Source organism: Nonomuraea sp. NPDC050547 (genome assembly GCF_044457345.1).
Classification (GTDB): domain Bacteria; phylum Actinomycetota; class Actinomycetes; order Streptosporangiales; family Streptosporangiaceae; genus Nonomuraea.
Genome location: NZ_JBITGW010000007.1, coordinates 97,006 through 108,849 on the forward strand (window position 1 = coordinate 97,006; position 11,844 = coordinate 108,849).

Sequence of the window (11,844 nt, forward strand, 5' to 3'; positions counted from 1 at the left end):
TGCCACCGACAAAGCGGCCCGTCACCGGCTGTTGAGGTAGGTGAGAACGGCCAGGACACGGCGGTTGTCGTCGTCCGACGGCGCCAGGTCGAGCTTGGCGAAGATGTTGGCCGTGTGCTTGGCCACCGCGCTCTCGCTCAGGTACAGGCGCTGCGCGATCGCCGCGTTGGAACGCCCCTCGGCCATGACCTCCAGGACCTCGCGTTCGCGCGGGGTGAGGGCGGTCAAGGGTTCGTTGCGGGCGTTGCTGGCCAGCAGCTTGGAGATGACCTCGGGGTCCATGGCGGTGCCGCCGGCCGCCACGCGGCGTACCGCGTCGACGAACTGGTCGGCGTTGAAGACGCGGTCCTTCAGCAGGTAGCCGATGCCGCCGGAGCCGTCGGCCAGGAGCTCGCGGGCGTAGAGCTGCTCGACGTGCTGGGACAGCACCAGGACCGGCAGGCCGGGGATCTTCCTGCGCGCCTCCAGGGAGGCCTTGATGCCCTCGTCGGTGAGGGTGGGCGGCAGCCGTACGTCCACGACGGAGACGTCGGGGCGCAGCTCGATCAGGGCCTTCAGCAGTTCGGGACCGGTCTCCACCGCGCCCACGACCGTGAAGCCGTGCGCCTGGAGAAGGCGGACGAGTCCGTCGCGGAGCAGGTACAGGTCTTCTGCTATGAGAACGCGGTTCAGCATCGGTTGAATGATAGGCGGGGAGGAGCCCACTGGCCCTTGTGGGAATGGGTCGCGGGGATCAGGACGGCCGCCACGTACATACTGCCGCCGACCAGCATCATCAGGGCGATGACCGGCCACTGCCACGGCTCCGGCAGGTAGAGGGCGAGGAACCACGCCTTCTCGTCTATGGAGAAGATCTTGAAGATCGCGGCCACCAGGCCCTGCGGGAAGAACGGGCACCAGGCGGTCAGCCACAGGAAGACGACCACGCAGGTCTTCCACAGCGGCATCTTGGGCAGGGCGCCGGACGACCACTTCTCCGGCAGGGAGCGCGGCAGCTCCATCGTGACCGTGGTGGGGCCGCCGGGCGGGCTGTGCAGGGCCAGGACGCCGTCGAAGGCGGCCAGCCTGCGTTCGATCCCGGCCAGTCCGCTGCCCTTGGCGGGGTCGGCGCCGCCCAGGCCGTCGTCCTCGACGGTGATGCGTAGGTCGCCGTCGTGCTGGCTGATGTCGACGTGGGCGCGCTCCGCCTGACCGTGGCGGGCGGCGTTCGACAGCAGCTCGCTGACGGCGAAGTACGCGGCCGCCTCCACGGGCGCCTCGGGGCGGTGCGGCAGGTCCACGTCCACCTCGACACGCAGCGGGCTGTCCATCGCCATCGCCCGTACGGCGTCGCCGATGCCCCGCTCGGCCAGCACGGGCGGGTGGATGCCGCGCACCACGCGGCGCAGCTCGGTCAGCGTGTCGGCCGAGGCGTCGCGGGCCTTGGCCAGCAGGGCCTTGGCGGCCGCCGGGTCCTTCTCGACGAGTTCCTCGACGGCGCCGAGCGTCATGCCGAGCGCCACCAGCCTGGCTTGGGTGCCGTCGTGCAGGTCCCGCTCGATCCTGCGCATCTCGGCGGCCTGCGTGTCGTTGGCCAGATTGCGCACCCTGTCCAGGTGGCGTACCCGCCCCGCCAGCAGGCTCGCCGCGGTGGGCGCCAGCAGGGCACGCGCCCACAGGGCGTACAGCCGGACGCCCACGCGCGGCAGGAAGATGAGCAGCGGCGCGAGCGTGATCTTGACGATCGGGTCCCACAGCAGCCACAGCGAGTCCCGCCAGGAGGCCGCGTCGCTGATCAGCCACTTCCAGCGGTTGCTCCAGTCGGGAATCCGCGGAGTCTTGTAGAGCGTACGGTCGTGCCGGTACCAGCCGTCCGGCTGGGGTTGCGCCGGCGGCGGCTTCGGCAGGTACGGCGAGGCGATCTCGACCCCGGCCCACTCCCGAGCCCAGCGCCGGGTCAGCTCGGCCGCCCACCGGACCATCATGACCTGCGGCGGATAGAGGAACACCATGCCGAACGCGAAGGCCAGCGTGAGCATCGGCAACGCGACCAGCACCATGCCGACCTCGACGAACGCCATCGCGAGCAGGAGCATGGCGCGACCGAATCTCATGCCCTCAGTGTGCAGGAACCCGGCGAATCAGACACTGCATCTAAGTACACCCTTGCCTGGCAGCTAGCGCGATTCCGCCGTGGACCGGGTGTTTCTAGCGTCTGAGGCATGGACCTGATCGAAGTCACCAACCTCCGCAAGAGCTACAAAGACCATGTGGCCGTCGAGGACGTCTCGTTCTCCGTCGAGGAAGGCGAGATCTTCGGCATCCTCGGGCCCAACGGGGCCGGCAAGACCACCACCGTCGAGTGCGTCTCCGGCCTGCGCCGCCGCGACGGCGGCCAGATCAGCGTGGCCGGCATCGACCCCGGCCGCGACCGCGACCGGCTGCGCCGCATCCTCGGCGCCCAGTTGCAGAGCTCCCAGCTGCCCGAGCGCATCAAGGTGTGGGAGGCCATGGACCTGTACGCCTCCTTCTACCCCGACCCCGCCGACTGGCCGGAGCTGCTCGACCTGGTCGGCCTGACCGCCAAGCGGAACGCCACGTTCGCCAAGCTCTCCGGCGGCCAACGGCAACGGCTGTCGGTGGCGCTGGCGCTGGTGGGGCGGCCGCGCGTGGCCGTCCTGGACGAGCTGACCACCGGACTCGACCCGCAGGCGCGGCGCGACGTGTGGGAGCTCGTGGAGCGGATCCGCGCCGACGGCGTGACGGTCCTGCTGGTCACCCACTTCATGGAGGAGGCCGAACGGCTCTGCGACCGCGTGGCCCTCATCGACGGGGGCAAGGTGGCCGCGATCGACACCCCCGCCGGGCTGGTGGCGTCCGTGGACGGTGACCAGGAGGTCAGCTTCCGGCCCTCCTCCCCCGTGGACGAGGCGGTCCTGCTCGCCCTGCCCGAGGTGCGGTCGGTCGAGCGCAGCGGCGCCCGGCTCGTCGTCAGCGGCTCCGGCAACCTCGCGCCCGCCGTCACGCTCGCGCTGGCACAGCACCAGATCGTCCCGACCGACCTGCGCATCGAGCAGGCCAGCCTGGACGACGCCTTCCTCGCCATCACCGGAAAGAAGCTCATCCCATGATGAAGATCCTCGCCGTCGAGACCAAGCTCCAGCTGCGCGAATGGCCGGGCATCGCGTTCACCGTCGCGCTGCCGCTGGCGTTGCTGCTCGTCCTGGGCAGCATGCCGGGCTTCTCCGAGCGCAAGCCCGAGCTGAGCGGCCAGTCGCTCAACGACACCCAGATGCCGGCCATGATGACCATGCTCGCGCTGCTCACGCTGGCGTTCACCGTCCTGCCCTCGACCCTGACCGCCTACCGCGAGCGCGGCGTGCTGCGCAGGATGTCGACCACGCCCGTGCATCCGGCGCGCGTCCTGGCCGCCCAGCTCGTCATCAACCTCTCGATCGCCGCCCTGTCGACGTTGACGCTCATCGTCTGCGCCCGTCTCGTGCTCGGCACCGTGCCGCCGCGCGCCCCCGTCGCCTTCGCCCTCGTCTATCTCCTCGGTACGGCCGCGCTCCTGGCCATGGGCCTGGTGGTCGCGGCGATGCTGAAGAACAGCAAGGTGGCGGCGCCGGTCGGATCGGTGATCATGTTTCCGCTGATGTTCGTCGCGGGCATGTGGATCCCGCGCGAGCTCATGTCCCCGGTCCTGCGCACGATCGGCGACTTCTCCGTGGCCGGGCCGTTCGCCCAGGCCCTGCGCGACACCTGGGCGGGCAATGCGCCCCAGCTGCCGCACCTGGCCGTCATGGCCGGTGGGCTGCTGGTGTTCGGCGGGCTGGCCGTACGGCTGTTCCGGTGGGAGTGACTCAGCCCCAGACCGGGCGGGCGCCGCGTACCCCGGACAGGATCGAGTACAGCGACGAGGTGGCGGTGACGAACAGGCGGTTGCGCTTGGGGCCGCCGAAGACCAGGTTCGCCACCTGCTCGGGGAACTTCAGGCGGCCCAGCAGGGTGCCGTCGGGGTCGTAGCAGTTGACCGCCTTGCCGCAGGCCGCCCAGACCCGGCCGGTGTCGTCCAGGCGCAGGCCGTCGAAGCTGCCGTGCTCGGTGTCGGCGAAGACCTTCCCTCCGGACAACCGGCCGTCCTCGTGCACGTCGAACAGGCGGATGTGGTTGGCCTGCGTGTCGGCGACGTACAGCTGCTTCTCGTCGGTGGAGAACGCGAGGCCGTTGGGGCGTTCGAAGTCGCCGGCCACGACGCTCACCTCGGCGGTGCCCGGGTCGACGCGGTAGACGTGGCAGCCGTCGATCTCCTGCTCGGCCCGGTGGCCCTCGTAGTCGCTGATGATGCCGTACGGCGGGTCGGTGAACCAGATGGAGCCGTCGGAGCGCACGACCACGTCGTTGGGGCTGTTGAGGCGCTTGCCCTTCCACCGGTCGGCGATCACGGTGACGCGCCCGTCGGCCTCGGTGCGGGTGACCCGGCGGGTGCCCTGCTCGCAGGAGATCAGCCGCCCGACCCGGTCGAGGGTGTTGCCGTTGACGTAGTCGGCCGGCTGGCGGAAGGGGCCGACGTGGCCGGTCATCTCGTCCCAGCGCAGCAGGCGGTCGTTGGGGATGTCGCTCCAGACCAGGAAGCGTCCGGCCGGGAAGTAGACCGGGCCCTCGGCCCAGCGGGTGCCGGTGTGCAACACCTCCGTCCACAGGTCCCCGCGGATCTCGGCGGCGCGCGGGTCGAACGGCTCGAACTCGGTGGGAATCACGGTCGTCATAGCAGAAGCAAACCTCATCCGGCAATGGAAGGCTACGGCCGACTACCATCCTGTTGTGGACAACATTGACAGGATGCTGATCGGTCAGCTCCAAGAGGACGCCACGCGTTCGTACGCCGTGCTCGGCAAGGCGGTGGGGCTGTCCAGCGGCGCCGCCCACGAGCGGGTCCGCAAACTCCGCGAACGCGGCGTCATCCGGCGCACCACCGTCGACGTGGACCCGGTCGCCACCGGACGGGGCGTACTCGCCTACGTCCTGGTCGACGGCAGCGTGTGGATGGGCGGCACGACCGAGCCGCTCAAGGCCATCGACGGCGTCGAGGAGGCCCACATCATCGCCGGCCCCGCCTCCGTCCTGGTCAAGGTCCGTACGGCCGGCACCGAGCAACTCCAGGAGGTGCTCCGCGAGATCTTCGACATCGACGGCGTCACCGGCACCCAGACCATCGTCGTGCTGGAGACCCTCTTCGATCGCCCGACACAGGTGACATAGGCTGCGCAGATGAGCAAGGCGCCGTGGAATTCCAAGGAGCTCACCGTCGGCCAGCTGTCCGAGCGCAGCGGGGTCGCCGTTTCCGCGCTGCACTTCTACGAGGCCAAGGGCCTGATCGACAGCCGCCGCACCACCGGCAACCAGCGCCGCTACTCGCGCGACACCCTGCGCAGGGTCGCCTTCATCCGGCTGGCCCAGCGCATCGGCATCCCGCTCAAGACCATCAAGGACGCCCTCGCCCAACTCCCCGAGGAGCGCACGCCCAACCGCGAGGACTGGGCCAAGCTCTCCGCCGCGTGGCGCACCGAGCTCGACGACCGCATCGAGCAGCTCCAGCGGCTGCGCGACGACCTGACCGACTGCATCGGCTGCGGGTGCCTGTCGCTCGACCGGTGCGTCCTGGCCAACCCCTTCGACCGCCTGGGCGACGAAGGGCCGGGAGCCAGGCGCATCGACACCCGGCTCTCCCCGGCCTCCAACTGCGCGGCCTGCTAGCTCTTCGCCGGAGGCACGATCAGCGTCGGGCGGTGCGCGTGGTGCAGCACGTGGTTGGACACGCTGCCCAGCAACACCGAGCGCACCCCGGCCAGACCCCGCGAACCGGTCACGATGAGCGAGGCGTCGATCTCGTCGGCCACGTCCACGATGGTCTTCCAGATCGACTCGCGGTCGGCCACCGCGCGCGCCGTCACGTCGTTCAGACCGGCCTTCACGGCCAGCTCCGCGCCCTCCTTGGCCTGCTGCTCGGCCAGTTCCTTCCACTCCTCGCCCTGGTCGGAAATCAGCGCGGGACCGGCGATCGGGTGCCGCTTCAGCTGGACGAGCAGCGGCTCCCACACCGTGATCACGACAGTCGACTCCCGGGCGAGGTGCTCGCCCGCGAACTCGATGGCCGCCTTCGCGTCGGCGGAACCGTCATAGGCGATCAAGATGGTCATGGCTTCTTCCCTTCGCTGTAGTCATCTGCTAAAGCACCGCGAAGATCAGCCCGATTCCGCCGCCGCGTGTCTACTGAGTCACACCGGCGGCCACGCCTCGCCCCACGCGGTGTCGCGGGCCGCGCGGTAGAGCTCGCCGTCGCGCTTGGAGACGTTCTGGTCGGAGACGCCGTCGCCGCACAACGTCAGCGTCACCAGCCCCTTGCGGGTACGCGGGTGGCGCAGCACCCGCGCTCCCGGCGGCGTGACCGGCGCCGACGTCGCCACGACATAGGAGAACTTCTCGTCCTCGAAGCCCAGCGAGCCCGCCTTGAGCCGCCGGTGCAGGCTCTCGCGCGGCAACCGGGCGGCGAAATGACACCAGTCGCCGGAAGCGAGCGGGCACGCCCCCTCATGGGGGCAGGGAGCCGCGATGTTCATGCCCAGCTCGACCAGGAGATCACGGACGGCCAGCACCCGCGCGAACCCGTCCGGCGAACCCGGCTCGACCACGGCCAGCATCCCGGCCCGCCCTGCCAGCCGCCTGATCAGCGGCAGCCGGGCCGCCTCCGGCAACTCCCCCAGCACGTACGACACGGTGACCAGGTCGGCCGGCTCCGTGGTGACGTCTTTCACCAGGTCGGCCTGGCGCCAGGTGGCCTGCCGTACCGCGGGATGGGCGGAACGGGCGGCCAGCGCGCGGCCGAGGCCGGCGGCCGCGCGGTCGCGCTCAAGGACGGTCACCTCGCGCAGGTAGGGCCAGCAGTCGGCGGCCGCCCAGACCGCCGCGCCGGTGCCACCCCCGACATCCAGATGGGTACGCGGGCCGAAACCCGGCGCCACGGCCGCCGCCTGGGCCAGGGCGGATCGGACGGCGGCGAAGGTGGCCGGCATGCGGACCGCCGCGTAGGCGGCCACGTCGGTCGCCGACCGCAGCGCGGGCCGGTCGATCGGACGGTGGTAACGCGCGGTGAGCTCAGCGGCCGAAGCGGCCAGGTCGTGCTCACGGTGGGACTCGAGCTCTTCGGTCAGGGCATGCCTGAGCTCGGCAGGCAGGACATACAAAAGGAGACTCCTCGGCTGGAGAAGGGACGCTGGGGCCGGATGACGTCCTTGTCCTGCATGGGCACCTCCTGGGGTCGCCAGGCAGGCTAACTCCGCGTCGGCAGGCGCGTCATCCGGTTTTTCGCGTCAGTGCTGGGCCATGTCGACGAAGCGGCTGTAGTGGCCCTGGAAGGCCACGGTGACCGTGGCGGTGGGACCGTTACGATGCTTGCCCACGATCAGGTCGGCTTCGCCGGCACGCGGCGACTCCTTCTCGTAGGCGTCCTCACGATGCAAGAGGATCACCATGTCCGCATCCTGCTCGATGGATCCGGACTCACGTAGGTCGCTGACCTGGGGGCGTTTGTCGGTGCGTTGCTCGGGGCCGCGGTTGAGCTGGGACATCGCGATGACCGGGACCTCAAGCTCCTTCGCCAGCAGCTTGATGCCTCGCGAGATCTCCGAGACCTCGTTCTGGCGGCTTTCCGTCTTCTTCGGCGAGCTCATCAGCTGGAGGTAGTCGATGATGACGAAGCGCAGGTCGTGGCGCTGTTTGAGGCGCCGGCACTTGGCCCGGATCTCCATCATTGACATGTTGGGCGAGTCGTCGATGAACAGCGGCGCCTCGGCCACCTCGCTCATCCGCCGGGCCAGCCGGGTCCAGTCGTCGTCGCTCATCATGCCGGAGCGCATCGCGTGCAGCGCGACCCGGGCCTCGGCGGAGAGCAGGCGCATGGTGATCTCGTTGCGCGACATTTCCAGCGAGAAGATGACCGTGGTCATCCCGTTCCTGATCGCCGCCGAGCGCGCGAAGTCCAGCCCGAGCGTGCTGTTGTGCGTGGGGATACAGGCTCTGCCGGCGAGGTACATGTGGTCGGCATTGTCGACCTCGACACATCGGACCGGGCGCGAGGCGATCGGGCGCACGTCGACGATGTAGCGGACACGTGTGGTGGCGTGTTCTGTCTCTACCTGCCGATCAGCCTTGCGGGACAGCCGGAAGACCCTTTCCGCGGTCGTGAAATCGATCATGTAGCAGGTCGAGGACTCCTCGGTCCTGCCTCGTACCGGCTTCGTCCGCATGGTCGCGCGATGACCGAGACTCAGGACCAGCTCCAGGGTGTCCTCGGCGAGCCGCCGATTGGTCACCGCGAACTGGATCTGCCCGCTGGGGCTCACGTAGCCGTCGGAGTCGAGAAGGCCGGCCAGCAAGTCGCGGCGTTGCCGCTCCGAGCCTCGCAGGTAGGCGAGAGGGATGTGCTTGTCGCCCAGCAGGGCGAGCTTGCGGAGGATGCCGGTGATCGTGCCATGATCGTTACGGCATGCCTGGCACTGACGCGGACCACTCGAAGGCCCCCCACAGTCAGGGCAGGTGGGAGCAGGCTCCGGGGGGGAGACGAACCTCGCGCGGCCACCACAACTCCGCCCACAGGCGCGAGCCTGCGCCGTCTTTGGCACGAACTCCGTGCCACAAACGGCACACTCCCGGGCGGGCACAGCCGAAGGCACCGCTAGCGCCAGGCCATAGGACGTCGAGTTGGCGACGGAAGTGACCCTCAGGCCCTCGCTTCGGAGGTTGGCCACGACCTCGGCGTCCATCGTGGTGATCCGCGCACTCGCGCTATGCCCGTCGCCGAGCCAGAGGCCGAGCGCGTAGGGGGGCAACGGCAGATCCCGTTCGGGGAGTTCGAAGGCGCCGGCCACCGCGACCGCATGGTTCGGACGCCGATCCGCCGACCCGCAGCGCAGCGTCGCGGCAATTTCCTCGGTGGTCACAATGGGCTCGTGTCGCGCGGTGGTGGCGGAGTTGATCGGACTGGTCACCCTGTCCAGCAGGGCCGCGAGTGGCCTGGCCGCCGGGTACACGGGCGAACGCCACTCGTAGGACCTGGCGGGCCCGCCCACCAGGACAGGCCTCTTGTCGCTGGAGCCGATCTCCTGCTGCACCGACGACAGGACATGGCGGAACTCCTCGCCCACTGTCGCGACGGCCTCGCGGTGGCTGAGGAAGCTCACGACATCACCCGCGTACGCGGCGTGCGCCTCCCGGACCCGGCGGACGGAACCGTCGGACCAGCGCATGGACCTCTTGGCCTCGGACGCCTGGCGGCGGGCGGCACGGGTCGTGGTCCGCCACTGATGCTGCGCGTCGGCGACGATCACCGTTCCGTCGCTGAACTCCACCTCGTAGCAGGGCCTGCCGTGCATGACCTCGGTGGCCGCCACGACACGGGTGGGCTTGCCGTCCGCTCCGATCAGAGCGTCACCGACGGCGACCTCCCCCATCGTCGTCCAGCCCGTGGGCGTGGGCAGCGGGGTGTCGAGCGCGAGGGCCTTGCCCATGGCGGGGCGGGCGGCCACGACGATCATCTGGCCCGGGTGCAGGCCGTTGGTGAGCTGGTCGAGGTCCTGGAAGCCGGTGGGTACGCCGACCATGTGGCCGCCGCGGCTGCCGATGGCCTCCAGTTCGTCGAGGGCGCCGGGCATGATCTCCGACAGGGGGCGGTAGTCCTCGGAGGTGCGGCGCTCGGTGACCTTGTAGATCTCGGCCTGGGCACGGTCGACCAGGTCGTCGACCTCTTCGTTCTGGCCGCCGTAGCCGTAGGAGACGATGCGGGTGCCGGCCTCGATGAGGCGGCGCAGGATGGCCTGTTCGCGGACGATCTTCGCGTAGTAGCCCGCGTTGGCGGCCGTCGGGACGACCGCGGTCAGCGTGTGGAGGTAGGCGGCGCCGCCGACCCTGGCCATCTCGCCGCGCTTCTGCAGTTCGTCGAAGACGGTGACGGCGTCGGCGGGCTCGCCTCTGCCGTAGAGGTCGGTGATGACGTCGTGGATGATCTGGTGGGCGGGCCGGTAGAAGTCGTCGGAACGCAGGATCTCGATGACGTCGGCGATGGCGTCCTTGGACAGCAGCATGCCACCCAGGACCGACTGCTCCGCCTCGATGTTGTGGGGCGGGGTACGTTCGAAACTCGGGCCGCCACCGCCGCCCGGCTCTTCGTCGTCCATGCTCACCGCGCCCCCTCGAACTAGCAGGCGGTCGCACCACCCCCACTTGTAGCCGACCGGTCTGACAGTTTCGCGGGTTCCGCGAGGTACGGCAACGCGGCCTGTGGACAAGGCTGTGGTCAAGCTGTGCACGACGCGCCTCAGGGTGTGGGAGCACTGTGGACAGCCCTGGGGATAACTCTGGACAGCACTCCCGAACAGCATCTTGACCTGGGGAAACAATGTCCACCGACTGTGGAGGAAAGAAAGTTGCCGCGACACGCCGTGTAAGGCTCATACTAGACAAATGCCCATTACCTCCCAGGATCGGGAGATTCTCCGACTAGCCGTGCCCGCCTTCGGCGCGCTGGTCGCCGAACCGCTCTTCCTGCTCGCCGACTACGCCATCGTCGGCCACGGTCTGGGCACCACCGCGGTCGGCGCGCTGGGCGTCGCGGGCACCGTCCTCGCGACCGTGGTGAACCTCTGCGTCTTCCTCGCCTACGCCACCACCGCCTCCGTCGCCCGCCTCACCGGGGCCGGACAACACGCGCGCGCCATGCGCAGCGGCGTGGACGGCCTGTGGCTGGCGATCGGCATCGGCCTCGCCGTGATCCTCGTCGGCTGGCCGCTCGCGCCCGCCGTGGTCGGCCTGTTCGGCGCCGCCCCGGACCAGGCCGTGCAGGCCGTCGTCTATCTGCGCATCAGCCTGCTCGGCACCCCGGGCATGCTCGTGGTACTGGCCGGCACCGGCGTACTGCGTGGCCTGCAGAACACGCTCGCCCCGCTCGTCGTCGCGATCGGCTCCTTCGCGCTGAACGCCGCGCTCAACGCCTGGTTCGTCCTCGGGCTCCACTGGGGCATCGCCGGTTCGGCCTGGGGAACGGTCGCCGCCCAGACGGCGGGCGCCGCCGTCTACCTCGTGATCGTGGTCAGGGGCGCGCGGGCCCGCGGCGTCTCGCTGCGCCCCGACTGGGCGGGGATCGGGCAGGCGGGCACGGCCGGGTTCGCGCTCCTGGTCCGGACCGTCTGCCTGCGCGTGGTGCTGGTCGTCGCGACCGTGGTGGCCACCCGCATGGGCCGGCCGGAACTGGCCGCGTACGCCATCGCCACCCAGGTCTGGACGCTGCTGGCCTTCGCCCTCGACGCGATCGCCATCGCCGGGCAGGCGATCACCGGACGGGCGCTGGGCGCCGGGGACGTCGCCGCGGCCAGGGTGGCCACCACCCGGATGGTGCGCTGGGGCCTGTGGTCGGGGGTGGTGCTGGGCGGGCTGGTGCTGGTGACCAGGCCGTGGGTGCCGGGGCTGTTCGCCGCCGACCCGCAGGTCACCGCGGAGTTGCTGGCCGTGTTGTGGCCGGTCGCGCTCTTCCAGCCGATCTGCGGGATCGTGTTCGTCCTCGACGGCGTGCTCATCGGCGCGGGCGACCAGAAGTACCTGGCGTGGGCGGGGGTGTGGACGACGCTCGCCTACCTTCCGGCCGCGCTGTTCGCCGCCGGATGGGGCATTGTTGCACTTTGGTGCGCGCTAGGGGTGTGGATGGTTGCACGACTGATCACGCTGGTACGGCGGGCCTCGGGCACTGCCTGGCTGGTGACCGGGGCGTAACCGTCCCGTGCTTGTCGTCGGATGAGCGGTGAGGCACTGTGAGCG

General features: G+C 70.0%; 11 protein-coding genes. 5 read left to right on the top strand and 6 right to left on the bottom strand.

What is annotated here, in order from left to right; translation table 11 throughout:
- Nucleotides 1–21: 21 nt before the first annotated feature.
- Together ACIBHY_RS18875 and ACIBHY_RS18880 are read right to left on the bottom strand one after the other, a co-directional pair.
- Entirely contained in the window at nucleotides 22–675 is a 654-nt protein-coding gene (locus ACIBHY_RS18875; RefSeq protein ID WP_397257486.1) for a LuxR C-terminal-related transcriptional regulator, read from the bottom strand.
- Complete coding sequence (locus ACIBHY_RS18880; RefSeq protein ID WP_397307318.1) at nucleotides 669–2,093, bottom strand: sensor histidine kinase; 1,425 nt, start codon at nucleotides 2,091–2,093, stop codon at nucleotides 669–671. Before ACIBHY_RS18880 ends, ACIBHY_RS18875 begins: the two co-directional genes overlap by 7 nt.
- 108 nt (nucleotides 2,094–2,201) lie before the next feature.
- Between ACIBHY_RS18880 and ACIBHY_RS18885 the strand changes: the two genes are divergently transcribed.
- The gene (locus tag ACIBHY_RS18885) at nucleotides 2,202–3,110 is read left to right on the top strand and encodes an ABC transporter ATP-binding protein (RefSeq protein WP_397257490.1); all 909 of its coding nucleotides are present in this window, start codon (nucleotides 2,202–2,204) and stop codon (nucleotides 3,108–3,110) included.
- Nucleotides 3,107–3,841 carry an ABC transporter permease gene (locus ACIBHY_RS18890; RefSeq protein ID WP_397257492.1) on the top strand — a complete coding sequence of 245 codons (735 nt, stop codon included), beginning with the start codon at nucleotides 3,107–3,109 and terminating at the stop codon, nucleotides 3,839–3,841. Before ACIBHY_RS18885 ends, ACIBHY_RS18890 begins: the two co-directional genes overlap by 4 nt.
- A gap of 1 nt (nucleotide 3,842) precedes the next feature.
- Here the strand turns inward: ACIBHY_RS18890 and ACIBHY_RS18895 are convergent, their stop codons facing one another.
- Nucleotides 3,843–4,748, bottom strand: a complete 906-nt coding sequence (locus ACIBHY_RS18895) for an SMP-30/gluconolactonase/LRE family protein (protein ID WP_397257493.1) — start codon at nucleotides 4,746–4,748, stop codon at nucleotides 3,843–3,845.
- A 55-nt stretch (nucleotides 4,749–4,803) separates the two neighbouring features.
- Here ACIBHY_RS18895 and ACIBHY_RS18900 point away from each other — a divergent pair, with 55 nt between their 5' ends.
- Together ACIBHY_RS18900 and soxR are read left to right on the top strand one after the other, a co-directional pair.
- Entirely contained in the window at nucleotides 4,804–5,241 is a 438-nt protein-coding gene (locus ACIBHY_RS18900) for an Lrp/AsnC family transcriptional regulator (protein WP_397307319.1), read from the top strand.
- 9 nt (nucleotides 5,242–5,250) lie between these two features.
- Nucleotides 5,251–5,736 (top strand): redox-sensitive transcriptional activator SoxR, encoded by a 486-nt coding sequence (gene soxR, locus ACIBHY_RS18905; RefSeq protein ID WP_379613089.1) that lies wholly within the window; start codon nucleotides 5,251–5,253, stop codon nucleotides 5,734–5,736.
- Here the strand turns inward: soxR and ACIBHY_RS18910 are convergent.
- The 3 genes from ACIBHY_RS18910 to dnaB form a co-directional block, all read right to left on the bottom strand.
- Nucleotides 5,733–6,179: a universal stress protein gene (locus ACIBHY_RS18910; RefSeq protein WP_397257495.1), complete on the bottom strand. Its 447-nt coding sequence runs from the start codon at nucleotides 6,177–6,179 to the stop codon at nucleotides 5,733–5,735. The genes soxR and ACIBHY_RS18910 overlap by 4 nt on opposite strands.
- Nucleotides 6,180–6,257: 78 nt before the next feature.
- On the bottom strand, nucleotides 6,258–7,223 hold the full coding sequence (locus ACIBHY_RS18915; RefSeq protein WP_397257496.1) for a small ribosomal subunit Rsm22 family protein: 966 nt from the start codon (nucleotides 7,221–7,223) through the stop codon (nucleotides 6,258–6,260).
- A gap of 126 nt (nucleotides 7,224–7,349) precedes the next feature.
- Entirely contained in the window at nucleotides 7,350–10,211 is a 2,862-nt protein-coding gene (dnaB, locus tag ACIBHY_RS18920) for a replicative DNA helicase (protein ID WP_397307456.1), read from the bottom strand.
- 286 nt (nucleotides 10,212–10,497) lie between these two features.
- Between dnaB and ACIBHY_RS18925 the strand changes: the two genes are divergently transcribed.
- Nucleotides 10,498–11,799 carry an MATE family efflux transporter gene (locus tag ACIBHY_RS18925; protein ID WP_397307320.1) on the top strand — a complete coding sequence of 434 codons (1,302 nt, stop codon included), beginning with the start codon at nucleotides 10,498–10,500 and terminating at the stop codon, nucleotides 11,797–11,799.
- Nucleotides 11,800–11,844 lie beyond the last annotated feature (45 nt).

What these genes read in the sequence shown, in the direction of transcription:
- ACIBHY_RS18895 (WP_397257493.1), bottom strand. Translation starts at nt 4,748, where the DNA reads ATGACGACCGTGATTCCCACCGAGTTCGAGCCGTTCGACCCGCGCGCC.
- ACIBHY_RS18910 (WP_397257495.1), bottom strand. Translation starts at nt 6,179, where the DNA reads ATGACCATCTTGATCGCCTATGACGGTTCCGCCGACGCGAAGGCGGCC.
- ACIBHY_RS18925 (WP_397307320.1), top strand. Translation starts at nt 10,498, where the DNA reads ATGCCCATTACCTCCCAGGATCGGGAGATTCTCCGACTAGCCGTGCCC.
- dnaB (WP_397307456.1), bottom strand. Translation starts at nt 10,211, where the DNA reads ATGGACGACGAAGAGCCGGGCGGCGGTGGCGGCCCGAGTTTCGAACGT.
- ACIBHY_RS18880 (WP_397307318.1), bottom strand. Translation starts at nt 2,093, where the DNA reads ATGAGATTCGGTCGCGCCATGCTCCTGCTCGCGATGGCGTTCGTCGAG.
- soxR (WP_379613089.1), top strand. Translation starts at nt 5,251, where the DNA reads ATGAGCAAGGCGCCGTGGAATTCCAAGGAGCTCACCGTCGGCCAGCTG.
- ACIBHY_RS18875 (WP_397257486.1), bottom strand. Translation starts at nt 675, where the DNA reads ATGCTGAACCGCGTTCTCATAGCAGAAGACCTGTACCTGCTCCGCGAC.
- ACIBHY_RS18890 (WP_397257492.1), top strand. Translation starts at nt 3,107, where the DNA reads ATGATGAAGATCCTCGCCGTCGAGACCAAGCTCCAGCTGCGCGAATGG.
- ACIBHY_RS18885 (WP_397257490.1), top strand. Translation starts at nt 2,202, where the DNA reads ATGGACCTGATCGAAGTCACCAACCTCCGCAAGAGCTACAAAGACCAT.